Consider the following 16556-nt stretch of genomic DNA (forward strand, 5'->3'; position numbering starts at 1 on the left):
CCCGGCAAAAAGCTGGTGCAGAATCGGCGGCCACCCTTCGCAGAGAAACACCGGATGTTCGCTCCTGCCAACCAACCTGCATTTACCCTGGCCCTGGATGGGGCGCCCAGTGACCTCAAGGTGTATGAATTCAGCGGCACCGAGGCTATCAGCCAGCCATACCGTTTTGAACTTGAGCTGGTCAGCGAGCAGCCGGATATCGACCTGGAGAGCCTGCTGCATCGCCAGGTGTACCTGGGTTTCGATGATCGCGGCCATGGGGTGCATGGCCTGGTGTATCGGGTCGCCCAGGGCGATTCCGGCCGCCGCCTGACGCGCTACCAGCTCAGCCTGGCGCCGCACCTGGCGTATCTGGCGCACAGCAGCCACCAACGGGTTTTCCAGCATCAGACGGTGCCGCAGATCGTTGCACAGGTGTTGGCGGGGCAGGGCATTCACAGTGACCGGTTTGAGTTCCGGCTGAGCGGTCATTACCCTGAGCGTGAGTACTGTGTGCAGTTCGGTGAGACGGATCTGGCGTTTATCCAGCGCCTGTGTGCCGAAGTCGGCATTCACTATCACTTTCAGCATTGCCCCGACGCTCATTTGCTGGTGTTTGGTGATGACCAGACGGTTTTTGCCCAGGTCGATCGGCCCACGCCGTACCGGCCTGGGTCGGGCATGGTTGCCCAGGCGCCCGCGATCAAGCGCTTCACGCTGCAACTGGCAACCCGCACCACGGCGGTCAATCTGCGCGATTACGATTTTTGCAAACCGCACCTTGAGCTGGAGAGCACGGCGGTCGACGGGCAGTTGCCCAGGTTAGAGGCCCAGCAATTCCCTGGCCGGTTTTCCGACCGGGCCCACGGCAAGTATCTCGCTCAGCGCAGCCTGGAGCGGCACCGCAGTGACTACCGCATCGCCCAGGGGCAAAGCGACGAGTCGGCCCTTGCCAGTGGCCGGTTCCTGCAGTTGAGCGAGCACCCGCGCGAGGACTGGAATGACTTATGGCTGGTCACCCATGTCACCCACGAAGGCAAACAGCCTCAGGTGCTGGAGGAGGCGGTCACCGAGGTGGCAGGCGGGGCGTTTCGTCAGGGCTATAGCAACACCTTTGTTGCCGCGCCATGGGATGCAATCTTTCGCCCGCCCTTGCCTGAGTCGCCGCGCCCGACCATAGCGGGTTACCAAAGCGCCGTGGTCACCGGCCCGGTCGACAGTGAAATCCATTGCGATGAATACGGCCGGGTCAAGGTGCAACTGGCCTGGGACCGTATCGGCGAGCACAACGACCACGCCAGTTGCTGGTTGCGGGTGGCCAGTGGCTGGGCCCATGACCGCTATGGTGTGGTGCTGATCCCCAGGGTCGGCATGGAGGTGCTGGTAGGTTTCGTCAATGGTGACCTGGACATGCCGCTGGTGGTGGGCTGCCTGCCCAATGCCGCCACGCCAATGCCCCTCGACCTGCCGGCGGACAAAACCCGCAGCATCCTGCGTAGCCAGAGCAGCCCGGGCGGTGGAGGCTACAACGAACTGCGCATTGAAGACCGCAAAGGCGCGGAGGAAATCTACCTGCGCGCCCAGCGGGACTGGACCCAGCATGTGCTGCACGACCAGCAGGTGCAGGTCGATAACCAGCGCCGTGTGCGGGTGGGCGGCGAGTCGCATCATGAATTGCAGGGCGAAGAACAGCGCGTCACCCACGGCAATCGCCTGACCGAGCTCAAGCAGGATGATCACCTGGCGGTCGGCGGTTCGCAGCATATGCGTGCCGGGCAAACCATCCATTTGGGCGCTGGGCAAAATATTGTCGTTGATGCCGGGGCCAGTGTGACGATTCAAGCGGGCGGGCAATCGATCACGCTGTCGGCGGGCGGGATATTCAGCAGTGTGCCGATCCAGCTCGGCGGTGCGCCTGTTGCGGCGGCGGCACCGTTAATGCCTGGGGTGACGGAAACATTACTGGCCGTTATTCCCGCGCCGCTAAGCCCTGCGCAAGTGGCCAGCCTCAAGCGCAGTGCGCCGTTTTGCGAAGAATGTGAGCGCTGCAAAAACGGGCAGTGTGATATCAGTGCCCACGCACGGAGTTTTCCCTGATGGCCACACCCCTGACGCCCAGCGCCTGGCTGGCCGATAGCCCAATGCAGCCGGACGAGCAGCTCTATGTCGTCATGGGCAGCGCCAGCGAGGCCAAGCCGTTTGCAGCCTGGCAAACCGTGGCGGGCGCGAAACCGCCGCAACCGGTGTGGGCGGGCACGCCCTATGCCGGTTGGAATGAGGTGATGCCTTATGTTGGCGTCGTCGAGCCTGGGAGTGCCTTTCTCGATTGGGTGGCCAACACCCGGGCCGTGGACTGGGGCTGGCTGGCGGTGTCTTCGTGCCCGCAGGAGGTTGTGCTCAATCACTTGAAAGGCTTGACCCAGGTGTACCTGCCTGAAGATCAGCCGGTATTTTTGCGCTTCTGGGATGGCACGCAGTTTTTGCCGATGCTGCAGCACTTGGGTGACGATGCCGCAACGATGCTGCCGGTGTTCCAGCGTTATTTAATCAATGGCCAGTCGTTGGCAGTCTCGCCGTGCCCGTTGTCTGCGACCAAACCCAGCCCTTGGTGGCGAGTGCCGGCGCCATTGTTGGCACACCTCGCGCAACAGTCGCCACAGGTGCTGATCGACAACCTGCTCCAATGGCTCCAGGAGCAGCGCCCGGACCTGTACACCGCGTTTTCGCCAGCGATCTTGCAGCACAAGGTCGCCTACTTCGTGCGCAGGCCGGGTATCGGCCATGCCGAGTTGGCGGACTACCTTGCCGCGCAACTGAGTTAAACCCATGAGGCTTGCGTGATATCCGTACCGCCCGCCCTGCGGCCCTGCACCTTTGCGCCGGTAGAAGGTAAACTTCGCCCCCTGCGCAGGAGCAACCATGAATTATCGTCACGCCTTTCACGCCGGCAACCATGCCGATGTCTTCAAACACCTGACCTTGACCCGCCTCATCGCCCTGATGTCGCGCAAGGAACAGCCGTTCGCCTACCTCGACACTCACGCAGGCATTGGCTTGTACGACTTGCAGGGCGACCAGGCCAACCGCACCGGTGAATACCTGGAAGGCATCGCCCGCCTGTGGGGCGCAAGCGACCTGCCGCCGCTTACCGCCGACTACATGCGCGTGCTGCACGAGATGAACCCGGATGGCCAGTTGCGCTACTACCCGGGCTCGCCGGAGCTGGCGCGACGCCTCACGCGGCCACAGGACCGTGTGCTGCTCAACGAGAAGCACCCCGAAGATGGCGTGCTGCTCAAGGACAATATGAAGGGTGATCGCCGGGTCAAGGTGCACCTGGGCGAAGGCTGGCATGTGCCGCGTGCGCTGTTGCCGGTGCCGGAAAAACGCGCGTTGATGCTGATCGATCCGCCGTTCGAGAAGCTCGACGAAATGCAGCGTTGCGCCGCGTCCCTCAAGGAAGCTGTCAGCCGTATGCGCCAGACGGTGGCGGCGATTTGGTACCCGGTAAAAGACCAGCGCATGTTGCGCCGTTTCTACCAGGACTTGGCTGGCACCGGTGCGCCGAAGCTGCTGCGTGTGGAGTTGCTGGTGCATCCGCTGGACACGCCCAATACCCTCACCGGCTCGGGCCTGGCGATTGCCAACCCGCCGTGGGGCCTGGAAGAGGAATTGCGTGAGTTGCTGCCATGGTTGTCCAAGCAACTGGGCCAGACCCAAGGTGGCTGGCAGATGGATTGGCTCATCGCCGAATAATCCACTGTAGGAGCGAGCTTGCTCGCGAAAATCGTTAACGATAACGCGGGAAACCTGGCGCCCTGCGGCGCTCTCAGGTTTTTCGCGAGCAAGCTCGCTCCTACAGAGGTCGGCGTCAGATCGGGCAGGTCACGCCCGTGCCGCCGATCCCACAGTAACCCTGGGGATTCTTCGCCAGGTACTGCTGGTGATACGCCTCGGCGAAGTACACCGTCGGGGCCTCTTCGATTTCCGTGGTGATCTCACCCAGGCCGGCCTTGCTCAGCTCTTGCTGATACGCCGCAGCACTGGCCTTGGCCGCCGCCAGTTGCTCAGGCGTGGTGGCGTAGATCACCGAGCGGTACTGGCTGCCGATGTCGTTGCCCTGGCGCATGCCCTGGGTCGGGTTGTGCAGTTCCCAGAACATCTTCAACAGGTCTTCGTACTTGACCTTGGCCTGGTCATACACCACCAGCACCACTTCGCTGTGGCCGGTCAGGCCCGAGCAGACTTCTTCGTAAGTCGGGTTAGGCGTGAAGCCGCCGGCGTAGCCGACCACGGTGCTGACCACGCCGTCGCGTTGCCAGAACTTGCGTTCCGCGCCCCAGAAACAACCCAGTCCGAAGATCGCAAAACCGACGTCATCCAGAAAAGGGCCCAGCAGTGGGTTGCCGTTGACGAAGTGGGTTTCCGGTAGCTTCATTGGGGTTTCACGGCCAGGCAAAGCTTGTTCTTGAGTAGGCAGCACGTTTTTGTTCACCAGAATTTCCGAGCGCAAGACCATGATCAGTCCTCTCGTCAGGTTGAGTAACAGTAAATTGTCAGACAGTCAGTGTGCCCGAGTGTTACAGCGCTGTCAGGCGATTGGCCCGCGCGGGTAGCGTTTAAGCATTGTCAGCAGCTCTGCGCCGGGAATCGGGCGGTCAAACAGGTAGCCCTGGCCCACATCACAGCGATGCCTGCGCAGAAATGCCAACTGCTCGGCTGTCTCGATGCCTTCGGCCACCACCTTGAGCTTGAGGTTGTGGGCCATGGCGATCACCGCCGAGGTGATTTCCATGTCGTCCTGGTTATCCGGGATTTCATGGATAAAGCTGCGATCAATCTTAATGATGTCGATGGGGAATTTTTTCAAGTAGCTCAGCGACGAGTAACCGGTACCGAAGTCGTCCATGGCCAGGGTCAGGCCAAAACTTTTCAGCTGGTCCAGCTGCAGGCGCGTGTCTTCGGTGGCTTCCAGCAGCAAACCTTCGGTCAGCTCCAGCTCCAGCAGGTTGGCCGGTAGCTGTTCTTCCTTGAGGATGGTGGCAATCGAGGCCACCAGGTCCGGGTCGGAAAACTGCTTGGGCGACAGGTTGATCGCCACCTGCAGATTGCCCATGCCGGCGGCGCTCAACTGCTTGCTCATGCGGCACGCCTGGCGGGCGATCCATTTGCCGATGGGAATGATCAGCCCGGTTTCTTCTGCCACGCTGATGAACTGGTCGGGACGGATCATGCCCTTTTCCGGGTGGTTCCAGCGCAACAGGGCTTCCATGCCCAGCAGACGGCCGCTGCGCAGGCACAGTTTGGGCTGATAGAACACGTCCAGCTCGTTCTGGGTCAGGGCGCGACGCAGGTTGTTTTCCACGAACAGCTTGTAGCTGGCTTCGGCATTCAAGGCTTCGGTAAACACCTGCACCTGGTGTTTGCCGTTGGCCTTGGCCTTGTGCAGCGCCAACCCTGCGTTACGCATCAAGGTCTGCGGGTCGCGGCCATGCAGCGGCGCACAGGCCAGGCCCACGGAGCCGGTGACGCTGATCAACTGGTTGTCGACGAACATCGGCTTGTCGAGCGTGGCCAGCAACTGGCTGGCGACCTGCTGGCCGGTCTCAAGGTCTGCGTCGTCGAGCAGCACTGCGAACTCGTTACTGGCAAAGCGCGCCAGGCTGCCGCCGCTGCTCAAACTGTTGCGCAAGCGGCGGGCCAGGCTGATCAGCAGCTTGTCGCCGGTCTGGTGCCCGAGGCTGTCATTGATCCGCTTGAAGTTGTCGATGTCTACCAGCAGCAGGCTGATGGGGCTGTCGCTGTCGCGGGCAAAGCGTTCGTCGAGGTTGCGGATGAACGCCGGCCGGTTGCCCAGGTTGGTCAGGTTGTCGGTGTAGGCCAGGCGCTCGATGCGCTGTTGCGCCAGCTTGGTCTGGGTGATGTCTTCGTAGATGCCGATGTAGTGCGTCAATTCACGGTTATCGCCATACACCTTGGAAATCGACAATTGGCCCCAGTAGGGCTCCAGATTCTTGCGCCGACTTTTGAACTCACCTTGCCAGCTGTTGCTCTTGGCCAGGGCCGAAGGCGCGTCGAACAGCAATTCACTGAGGTTTTCCAGGGCCGGCAGTTGCGCCAGGCGGTGGCCGTGGACTTCTTCGGCGCTGTACTGGGTTATTGCAGTGAAGCTTGGGTTGACGTACTCCACCACGCCGTCGCAATTGACCAGCAGAAACGCGTTGGCGCTTTGTTCCACCGCACGCTGGAACAGGTGCAGGGCGCTGGTGGCGGTGCGGCGGTTGTGGTTGTTGATGACTTGGGCGAACTGGTCTGCCAGCTCGCCGGCAAACGCAATTTCATCGGACTGCCAGGCACGTGAGCTGCCGCTTTGTTCCAGGCACAGCACGCCGACGACCTGGCCGTCGACACGAATGCTGGCGTCGAGCATCGCGTGAATATTGTTGGCGCGCAGGCTCTCGGCCATTTCCCGGGTACGCGGGTCACGTTGGGCATGGGTGGCGTCGATGGCGCGGCTGGAGTGCAGGGCTTCCAGGTAATCCGGGAAACCGCTGGCATCGATGGCCTTGGGCAGGCGGTGCTGTTGGTCGGCGCGGTGGTACGCCGAGATAGGCACCAGATGTTGGCCTTCCAGGTGCCAGATGCTGGCGCAGTCGATCTGGTAGATGTCGCACGCGCTGCGGGTGATCAGCTCGGCGGCTTCTTGCAGCGAATTGGGTGTGGTGTAGCGCTGTCGGGCCAGCAGCAGGATCAGTTCCTGCTGGGCGCGCACCCGTTCCAGGTGTTGCAACTGTTCCTGCTGCGCACGCTGGTTGAGCTCCAGGGCGATTTGCAGGCGACTGTTCTGGTTTTCCAGGTCGGCGGTCGGGGCGGGCGCGGCGGTTTCACCAAACAGCCCGTCAACCACCATCAGGTAACCGCGCAGCAGATGGCGGTTGTGTTGTTTGTAAGCCTCGCCCATTTCCAGCAGGCTCAGCGGGCCATCATGTGTGTGCAGGGTGTAGCGCACCAGGTAATGGGGGCTTTGGGTCAGTTGCTGCTGAATTGCATCATGCAACTGATAGCGCGCCTGGGGTTCCATCAGGCTGGCGTAGGGCGTACCGATCAGGGCGCAGAGCTCTACCGCCGGCAGACCGAATTGACGTTCGCAATTGGGGTCGAGGTAAAGCAGGGCCCAGCTTGCCTCATTAAGCCGCTCGAAACGCAGCATACCGAGGCGCGAAGGCACCGGTAATTGCGTCACTACCTCGGCCGCCATACGGGCGACATCGGGTTGGCTTTTCATGGGGAGACTCGCTTGGAAAAATGCGCACGGCGCCGGGCTCACGCCCTCTTGACTGTTGCCTGCGGCAAGGTTGCATCATGCGGCACGCACTGACAAGAGAGGATGAAGGCTAAGTGCTATAAGCCTGTTATCGGCCGCGCGGGGGATTTCTGTAATTGGGGTGATCGGTGGTTCACGCCTGTCCTCTGTAGGAGCGAGGGGGACGCCTAGTTCTTGCTCGCGAAAAACGCCAGGGCACCGCGTTTATCCCGAAGACCCTCATCATCGTTGACGATCTTCGCGAGCAAGCTCGCTCCTACAAAAACACAGGCAAAAAAAGCCCCGCCAAGTGGCGGGGTTGAGGTACGAGCGTGGCGCTCGGAAATCGGTGTGGCAAGGGCCTTCCCGGTCACAGGAAGGCCCTGCGACTTACAGCAGGATGGTGCGAATGTCGTTCAGCAACTGGCTCAGGCGCTGGGTGAAGCGCGCAGCCGCGGCGCCGTTGATCACACGGTGATCGTAAGACAATGACAGTGGCAGCATCAGCTTGGGCTGGAACGCTTTACCGTCCCACACAGGCTGGATGGTGGCCTTGGACACACCCAGGATCGCCACTTCCGGCGCGTTGACGATTGGCGTGAAGCCAGTGCCGCCAATGTGGCCGAGGCTGGAGATGGTGAAGCAGGCGCCCTGCATGTCGTCCGGAGTGAGCTTCTTGTCGCGGGCCTTGGCCGCCAGCGCAGCCGCTTCGCCAGCCAGTTGCAGCAGGCTCTTCTGATCGACGTTCTTGATGACCGGCACCAGCAGGCCATCCGGGGTGTCGACCGCAAAGCCGATGTGCACGTACTTCTTGCGAATGATCGCCTTGCCGCTTGGTGCCAGCGAGCTGTTGAAGTCCGGCAGTTCCTTGAGCAGGTGGGCGCAGGCCTTGAGCAGCAGTGGCAGCACGGTCAGCTTCACGCCAGCCTTCTCGGCCACGGCTTTCTGCGCAACGCGGAACGCTTCCAGGTCGGTGATATCGGCCTGGTCGAATTGAGTCACGTGCGGGATGTTCAGCCAGCTGGCGTGCAGGCCTGCCGCGCCGATTTGCATCAGGCGGGTCATCGGCACTTCTTCGATTTCGCCGAAACGGCTGAAATCCACGGTACGGATCGGCGGAATGCCCGAACCACCGGTAGCGCCGCCAGCAGCCGGAGCTTCCTTGGCTTTTTGCATCATGGCTTTGACGTAAGCCTGCACGTCTTCCTTCAGCACACGGCCGTGAGGGCCGCTGGCTGCAACAGCGCTCAGCTCGACGCCGAATTCACGGGCCAGCTGACGCACGGCTGGGCCGGCATGAACCTTGGCACCGCTTGGCGCAGGTGCTGCAGCCGCAGGGGCTGGCGCCGCTTCGGCTTTTGCGGCAGGTGCAGGGGCAGCAGCGGCAGGTGCCGCTTCAGCCTTGGCAGCCGGAGCAGCAGCCGGTGCTGGTGCGGCGGCTGGCGCAGCACCTTGTACTTTGAGCTTGAGGATGAAGTCACCGGTGCCGACTTCGTCTTCCAGCTTGACCGCAATGCTTTCCACCACGCCGGCAGCCGGCGAAGGGATTTCCATGGAAGCCTTGTCGGACTCCAGGGTGATCAGCGACTGGTCGGCTTCGACGGTGTCGCCGACCTTGACCAGCAGCTCGATGATCTTGGCCTTGCCCGACGAGCCGATGTCCGGGACGTGAATGTCCTGGACGGTCGCGGCGGCAGGTGCAGCGGCCGGGGCTGGAGCAGCCTCGGCAGCGGCAGGCTTTTCAGCGGCAGGGGCAGGGGCAGCAGCGGCAGCAGGAGCCGCCGCAGGGGCTGCATCAGCAGCGCCTTCGATTTCCAGCTCCAGCAGTTCGTCGCCTTCTTTCAGACGATCGCCCAGCTTCACTTTCAGGCTCTTGACCACGCCGGCTTTGGGAGCAGGGATTTCCATGCTCGCCTTGTCCGACTCCAGGGTCAGGATGCTCTGGTCGGCTTCGACGGTGTCGCCGACCTTCACAAACAGCTCGATTACTTCACCTTCACCGCTGCCGATGTCAGGTACGCGAATGAGTTCGCTCACAAAAAATCTCCTCAGCAGTCCAGTGGGTTGCGTTTTTCCGGGTTGATCCCGAACTTGACGATGGCGTCAGCCACCACCTTGGGTTCGATCTCACCACGGTCAGCCAAGGCTTCCAGGGCTGCCAACACCACGAAGTGACGGTCGACTTCGAAGAAGTGACGCAGCTTCTTGCGGCTGTCACTGCGGCCGAAACCATCGGTGCCCAGGACTTTGAATTCCTTGGACGGGACCCACTGGCGAATTTGTTCAGCAAACAGTTTCATGTAGTCGGTAGAGGCAATGACTGGACCCTTACGGCCGGCCAGGCACTCTTCGACGTAGCTCTTGGCTGGCTTCTGGCCAGGGTGCAGACGGTTGCTGCGCTCTACGGCCAGGCCGTCGCGACGCAGTTCGTTGAAGCTGGTAACGCTCCACACGTCGGCACCGACGTTGAATTCGTCACGCAGGATCTTCGCCGCTTCACGCACTTCGCGCAGGATGGTGCCGGAGCCCATCAGCTGTACGTGGTGCGCCGCTTCCTTGGTGTCTTCTTCGAGCAGGTACATGCCCTTGATGATGCCTTCTTCCACACCGGCCGGCATGGCTGGCTGCTGGTAGGACTCGTTCATCACGGTGATGTAGTAGAAAACGTCCTGCTGCTCTTCGGTCATCTTCTTCATGCCGTCCTGGATGATCACCGCCAGCTCATAGCCGTAGGTTGGATCAAAGGTGCGGCAGTTCGGGATGGTGGCAGCCAGGATGTGGCTGTGACCGTCTTCGTGTTGCAGGCCTTCGCCGTTCAGCGTGGTACGGCCGGCGGTGCCGCCGATCAGGAAGCCACGGGTGCGGCTGTCGCCAGCGGCCCAGGCCAGGTCGCCGATACGCTGGAAGCCGAACATCGAGTAGAAGATGTAGAACGGCAGCATTGGCTGGTTGTGGCTGGAGTACGAAGTACCGGCAGCGATGAAGGAGCTCATGGCGCCCGCTTCGTTGATGCCTTCTTCGAGGATCTGGCCCTTCTTGTCTTCCTTGTAGAACATCACCTGGTCTTTATCGACTGGCTCGTAGAGCTGGCCGACGGAGGAGTAGATGCCCAACTGACGGAACATGCCTTCCATACCGAAGGTACGGGCTTCGTCCGGGATGATCGGGACGATGCGCGGGCCGATGTCCTTGTCCTTGACCAGCTGCGCCAGAATACGCACGAAGGCCATGGTGGTGGAGATTTCACGGTCGCCCGAGCCGTCAAGGATAGCCTTGAGGGTGCTCAGGTCTGGCGTCGGTACGCTGAAGCTGTTGGCGCGGCGCTGTGGCACGAAACCGCCCAGTGCACTGCGACGCTCGCTCAGGTAGCGGGCTTCGGCGCTGTTTGGCTCCGGCTTGAAGAACGGCAGGTTCTCCAGCTCTTCGTCCTTGACCGGGATGTCGAAGCGGTCGCGGAACAACTTCAGGCTGTCGACATCGACTTTCTTGGTGTTGTGCGCGGTGTTCTTCGCTTCGCCGGCACCGGTGCCATAACCCTTGATGGTCTTGGCCAGGATGACGGTGGGTTGTTCTTTGTGGTTGACCGCTTCGTGGTACGCCGCGTAGACCTTGTACGGGTCGTGGCCGCCACGGTTGAGCTTCCAGATCTCGTCGTCGGACAGGTCGGCAACCATCGCCTTGAGTTCAGGCGTGTTGAAGAAGTGCTCGCGAACGAACGCGCCGTCTTTGGCCTTGTAGTTCTGGTACTCGCCGTCGATCACTTCGTCCATGCGACGTTGCAGGATACCGTCGACGTCCTTGGCCAGCAGTGGGTCCCAGAAGCGGCCCCAGATGACTTTGGTCACGTTCCACTGAGCACCGCGGAACACGCCTTCGAGTTCCTGGATGATCTTGCCGTTGCCGCGAACCGGGCCGTCGAGGCGCTGCAGGTTGCAGTTGATGACGAAGATCAGGTTGTCGAGCTTCTCGCGGCCGGCCAGGGAGATGGCACCCAGGGATTCCGGCTCGTCGCACTCGCCGTCGCCCAGGAAGCACCAGACTTTCTGCTTGCCTTCCGGGATGAAGCCACGGGCTTCCAGGTACTTCATGAAGCGTGCCTGGTAGATCGCCTGGATCGGGCCCAGACCCATGGAAACGGTCGGGAACTGCCAGAAGTCAGGCATCAGCCAAGGGTGAGGGTAGGACGACAGGCCCTGACCGTCGACTTCCTGGCGGAAGTTGTTCATTTGTTCTTCGCTGATGCGACCTTCCATGAACGCACGGGCGTAGACGCCTGGCGAGGTGTGGCCCTGGAAGTAGATCAGGTCGCCGCCGTGTTCGTCGGTCGGGGCCTGGAAGAAGTAGTTGAAGCCGATGTCATACAGGGTTGCGCTGGAAGCGAAGCTGGAGATGTGACCGCCCAGGTCCGAATCTTTCAAGTTCGTGCGCATTACCATCGCCATGGCGTTCCAGCGTACCAGCGAGCGAATGCGGCGTTCCATGAACAGGTCGCCAGGCATGCGTGCTTCGTGGGTAACGGGGATGGTGTTGCGGTATGGCGTAGTGATGGCGTAAGGCAGTTGCGAGCCGCTGCGGGTCGCGAGTTCGCCCATACGGGTCATCAGGTAGTGAGCACGGTCTTCGCCTTCTTTGTCGAGAACCGATTCCAGGGCGTCCAGCCATTCCTGGGTTTCGACGGGATCGAGGTCTTGCATGGCTTGCTCCAGGGCGGAAAGGCTACCAGAATCGGTTGCCTGAAGTTTGCGACTGGCCTTGTGGGCAGACGACATAAATTCTTGGATGGCCGAAGGTTGCTTCGGCGTCCTGTAGTTTTACTACAAATCGTCGGCCATTTCAGCCTTTCGAATGTATATACGAGTAGTAAAACTACACAAGACTGAGCGTATGGCTCGGTCTTGCTGGTGAGCATAATCGTTATTGTTGGTCTATTGCGAACAAGAAAAGGTGAAACTTTGATGTTGCCTGCCAAGATTAATTTAATTTCAGCTATTTCTAACTTTTGTTCGACAGTCCTTCATCGAGCATGGCTCTTGCGTTCACAACTACACGCCAATTACACGCCGATCAAGGATAGACCATGAGCCTTCCAACGCTGGCCGAACTGCCGGCCATTCTCTTGCCTTATGCCCAGCGGGCCGAGCAGTCATTTCGTGACGCGGTGGCCGCGCTGGACGACGATCATGGCCTTTCTGCGTGGACGCCGCAACGGTGGGCCGACTTCGCCCGCGTGTGCGCCGCCAGTGATTTTGTCATTGAACAGAGTGTTCGTGACCCTTTGATGTTGCTCGAACTGGTGGCCTGGGGCGAGCTGGACCGCGGCTTTGCGCCCGGCGAGCTGTGCAGCCAGATTGCCGGCGCCGTGCAACAGGCCGAAACAGAAGATGAGTTGGGCCGCGTGCTGCGTCGCCAGCGTACGCGCCAGCAGGTGCGCATCATCTGGCGCGACCTGACGCGCCAGGCCGACCTGGTGCAAACCTGTCGCGACCTTTCCGACATGGCCGACGCCAGCATCGATCAGGCCTACCAATGGCTGTACCAGCGCCACTGCGCCCAGTTCGGCACGCCAACCGGGCGGCGAAGCGGTGAGGCGCAGCACATGGTTATCCTCGGCATGGGCAAGCTCGGCGCGGTGGAGCTGAACCTCTCGTCGGATATCGACCTGATTTTTGCCTACCCCGAAGGCGGCGAGACGGTGGGTGTAAAGCGTTCCCTGGACAATCAGGAATTCTTTATTCGTCTTGGTCAAAAATTGATCAAGGCCCTCGACCCCATGACGGTCGACGGTTTTGTCTTTCGCGTGGATATGCGCCTGCGTCCCTACGGCTCGGCCGGTGCGCTGGTGCTCAGCTTCAACGCGTTGGAGCAGTACTACCAGGATCAGGGCCGGGATTGGGAACGCTACGCCATGATCAAGGCGCGGGTGGTGGCCGGTGATCAAGTGGCAGGCGCGCAGTTGCTCGACATGCTGCGGCCCTTCGTCTACCGGCGCTATCTGGACTTTTCCGCTATCGAAGCGCTGCGCACCATGAAGCAGTTGATCCAGCAGGAAGTGCGGCGCAAGGGCATGGCCGAGAACATCAAGCTGGGCTCGGGCGGTATTCGTGAGGTGGAGTTTATTGCCCAGGCGTTCCAGCTGATTCACGGCGGCCGCGACCTGAGCCTGCAACAACGCCCGCTATTGAACGTGCTGGGTACGCTTGAGGGCCAGGGTTACCTGCCGGGCGCGGTGATCACCGAGCTGCGCAATGGCTATGAATTCCTGCGTTACACCGAGCACGCCATCCAGGCAATTGCCGACCGTCAGACCCAGATGCTGCCGCACAGTCCTGAAGACCAGGCGCGTATCGCCTTCATGCTGGGCTTCAGCGACTGGGCTGCGTTCCACGAGCGTCTGATGTACTGGCGTGGCCGCGTGGACTGGCACTTCCGTCAAGTGATTGCCGACCCTGACGAAGAAGAAGGCGAAGAAAGTGAATTGGTCGTCGGTGGTGAATGGTTGCCGCTGTGGGAGGAATCCCAGGATGACGACGCCGCGTGCCGCCAACTGGCCGAAGGCGGGTTCACCGATGCACCCAAAGCCCTCAAGGCTCTGGCCGGCCTGCGCGGCAGCCCGCAGTTGCGCGCCATGCAGCGGCTGGGACGTGAGCGCCTGGATGCGTTTATTCCGCGCCTGCTGGCTCAGGCGGTCGAACACGCCAACCCGGATCTGGTGCTCGAACGCGTGTTGCCGTTGGTGGAGGCCGTGGCCCGCCGCTCGGCCTATTTGGTGTTGCTCACCGAAAACCCCGATGCGCTGCGTCGCCTGTTGACCCTGTGTGCGGCCAGCCCTTGGATCGCCGAACAGATCACCCGTTTCCCGCTGTTGCTCGATGAGCTGCTCAACGAGGGCCGCCTGTTTAAGCCGCCGCTGGCGCCGGAGCTGGCGGCCGAGCTGCGCGAGCGGCTCACCCGCATCCCCGAGGACGACCTTGAACAACAAATGGAAGCCCTGCGTCATTTCAAGTTGGCGCACCGCCTGCGGGTAGCGGCCTCGGAAATCGCCGGCAGCCTGCCGTTAATGAAAGTCAGCGACTACCTCACCTGGCTGGCTGAAGCCATTCTTGAGCAAGTACTGGCTCTGGCCTGGCGCCAAACCGTCGCCCGGCACGGTTCACCCCAAAGGCTGGACGGCACCTTGTGCGATCCTGGGTTCATCATTGTCGGTTATGGGAAAGTCGGCGGCATTGAATTGGGGCATGGTTCGGACCTGGATCTGGTGTTTATCCACGATGGCGATCCTCAGGCCGAGACCGATGGGGCCAAGCCGATTGACGGTGCGCAGTTCTTCACGCGCCTGGGCCAGCGCATCATTCACCTGCTGACCACCCAGACCAACTCCGGCCAGCTGTATGAAGTGGATATGCGCCTGCGACCTTCCGGCGCATCCGGTTTGCTGGTGAGTTCCCTGGGCGCCTTCGATCGCTATCAACAAAATGAAGCCTGGACCTGGGAACATCAGGCGCTCATCCGTGCACGGGTGCTGGTGGGCAGTCAGGATGTGGGCCATGCATTCGAGCAGGTACGGGCCAAGGTATTGGGGCGTGAACGGGACTTGGCGAAGCTGCGCCAGGAGGTCAGCGAGATGCGCACCAAGATGCGCGATAACCTGGGTACCAGGGCCACGGCGGCCGGCAGGGGCGCCAATGCCTTCGAGGCCACGGCGGTGTTCGACCTCAAGCAGGACGCCGGAGGTATCGTAGATATTGAATTTATGGTGCAATACGCGGCTTTGGCGTGGTCTGCGCAACATCCATCGTTGCTGCGCTACACCGACAATATTCGCATTCTGGAGGGCCTTGAGCAGGTCGGGCTGATGCCCGCCGCCGATGCCCATTTGCTGCGTGAGGTGTATAAGGCCTACCGCTCCGCCGCCCATCGCCAGGCCTTGCAGAACGAGGCCGGCACGGTCGCCGGGGACCAATTTGCCGACGAGCGGCGACAGGTGATGCGAATCTGGCAAGCGCTGGGCTTAAATTGAAACTCGACTGATTGGGCGACGCCAATTTTTATATGGGATGCGGATTAATGTGGGAGCCGGGCTTGCCCGCGATGCAGGCGCCTCGGTTTATCTGTGATACCGAGGTGATGCAATCGCAGGCAAGCCAGCTCCCACATAAAGATGCTCCCTGGCGCGCCGCGATCTACAGTCATTATCGAGGCGGGGAGGCATAAGCCTCCCCGCATCGTTTGTGGAAACTACATGAATATTCTGATCGTTGGGCCCAGTTGGGTCGGTGACATGGTGATGGCACAGACACTGTTCCAGTGCCTGCGCCAGCGCTATCCAGATTGCCAGATCGACGTGCTCGCCCCTGAGTGGAGCCGACCGATCCTTGAACGTATGCCAGAGGTGCGCAAGGCCTTGAGCTTCCCGCTCGGCCACGGCGCCCTGGAACTGGCGACCCGTCGACGCATCGGCAAATCCATGGCCGGCCAGTACGATCAGGCGATCCTGTTGCCCAACTCGCTCAAGTCGGCGCTGGTGCCTTTTTTTGCCGGCATCCCCAAGCGCACCGGCTGGCGCGGTGAGTTTCGCTACGTGCTGCTCAATGACGTACGCACCCTGGATAAAACCCGCTACCCGCTGATGATCGAGCGTTTCATGGCCCTGGCCTACGAGCCTGGTGCTCAATTGCCCACGCCGTACCCGCGCCCCAGCTTGCAGATCGACCCGGTGACCCGCGACGCGGCGCTGGCCAAGTTCGGCCTCAGCCTTGATCGGCCGGTATTGGCCTTGTGCCCGGGTGCCGAGTTTGGCGAGTCCAAGCGCTGGCCGTCGGAGCATTATGCCAAAGTCGCCGAGACCAAGATCCGCGAAGGTTGGCAGGTGTGGCTGTTCGGCTCCAAGAATGATCACTCGGTGGGTGAGGACATTCGCCAGCGCCTGATTCCCGGCCTGCGCGAAGAGGCGGTGAACCTCAGTGGCGACACGTCCCTGGCTGAGGCCATCGACTTGTTGTCCTGCGCCGACTCGGTGGTGTCCAACGACTCCGGCCTGATGCATGTGGCGGCGGCGCTGAACCGCCCGCTGGTGGCGGTGTACGGCTCCACCTCCCCAGGCTTCACCCCGCCGTTGGCCGACAAGGTCGAAGTGGTGCGCCTGGGCCTGGATTGCAGCCCGTGTTTTGACCGCACCTGCCGCTTCGGCCACTACAACTGCCTGCGCCAATTGCTGCCGCAGCCGGTAACCGATGCCTTGCAGCGGTTGCAGGGCGACGTGGTCGAGGTTCGCTGA

General features: G+C 61.5%; 9 protein-coding genes. 5 read left to right on the forward strand and 4 right to left on the reverse strand.

Annotated features, from left to right (window positions below):
* The first annotated feature begins 54 nt into the window (after positions 1-54).
* From TX23_RS13265 to TX23_RS13275, 3 genes are all read left to right on the forward strand, one after another.
* Positions 55-2076: a type VI secretion system Vgr family protein gene (locus tag TX23_RS13265; RefSeq protein WP_057702534.1), complete on the forward strand. Its 2022-nt coding sequence runs from the start codon at positions 55-57 to the stop codon at positions 2074-2076.
* A complete protein-coding gene (locus tag TX23_RS13270) occupies positions 2076-2801 on the forward strand; it encodes a DUF4123 domain-containing protein (protein WP_057702535.1) in 726 nt (241 codons plus the stop codon). Before TX23_RS13265 ends, TX23_RS13270 begins: the two co-directional genes overlap by 1 nt.
* A gap of 97 nt (positions 2802-2898) precedes the next feature.
* On the forward strand, positions 2899-3735 hold the full coding sequence (locus TX23_RS13275) for a 23S rRNA (adenine(2030)-N(6))-methyltransferase RlmJ (protein WP_032893901.1): 837 nt from the start codon (positions 2899-2901) through the stop codon (positions 3733-3735).
* Between the two features lie 115 nt (positions 3736-3850).
* On the opposite strand, the gene msrA is transcribed toward TX23_RS13275, so the two are convergent.
* The 4 genes from msrA to aceE all read right to left on the reverse strand — a co-directional run bounded on the left by msrA (position 3851) and on the right by aceE (position 11976).
* The gene (gene msrA, locus TX23_RS13280; RefSeq protein WP_032893900.1) at positions 3851-4498 is read right to left on the reverse strand and encodes a peptide-methionine (S)-S-oxide reductase MsrA; all 648 of its coding nucleotides are present in this window, start codon (positions 4496-4498) and stop codon (positions 3851-3853) included.
* 72 nt (positions 4499-4570) lie between these two features.
* Positions 4571-7264 carry a putative bifunctional diguanylate cyclase/phosphodiesterase gene (locus tag TX23_RS13285; RefSeq protein WP_057702536.1) on the reverse strand — a complete coding sequence of 898 codons (2694 nt, stop codon included), beginning with the start codon at positions 7262-7264 and terminating at the stop codon, positions 4571-4573.
* A 408-nt stretch (positions 7265-7672) separates the two neighbouring features.
* Positions 7673-9319, reverse strand: coding sequence for a dihydrolipoyllysine-residue acetyltransferase (gene aceF / locus TX23_RS13290; protein WP_057702537.1), 1647 nt, complete (start codon positions 9317-9319; stop codon positions 7673-7675).
* Between the two features lie 11 nt (positions 9320-9330).
* Positions 9331-11976, reverse strand: coding sequence for a pyruvate dehydrogenase (acetyl-transferring), homodimeric type (aceE, locus tag TX23_RS13295; RefSeq protein ID WP_003187985.1), 2646 nt, complete (start codon positions 11974-11976; stop codon positions 9331-9333).
* A 383-nt stretch (positions 11977-12359) separates the two neighbouring features.
* Here aceE and glnE point away from each other — a divergent pair, with 383 nt between their 5' ends.
* Complete coding sequence (glnE, locus tag TX23_RS13300) at positions 12360-15299, forward strand: bifunctional [glutamate--ammonia ligase]-adenylyl-L-tyrosine phosphorylase/[glutamate--ammonia-ligase] adenylyltransferase (RefSeq protein ID WP_057702538.1); 2940 nt, start codon at positions 12360-12362, stop codon at positions 15297-15299.
* 222 nt (positions 15300-15521) lie between these two features.
* Positions 15522-16556, forward strand: a complete 1035-nt coding sequence (gene waaF, locus TX23_RS13305; protein WP_057702539.1) for a lipopolysaccharide heptosyltransferase II — start codon at positions 15522-15524, stop codon at positions 16554-16556.

The sequence above is a fragment of the Pseudomonas paralactis genome (assembly GCF_001439735.1).
Taxonomy (GTDB): domain Bacteria; phylum Pseudomonadota; class Gammaproteobacteria; order Pseudomonadales; family Pseudomonadaceae; genus Aquipseudomonas; species Aquipseudomonas paralactis.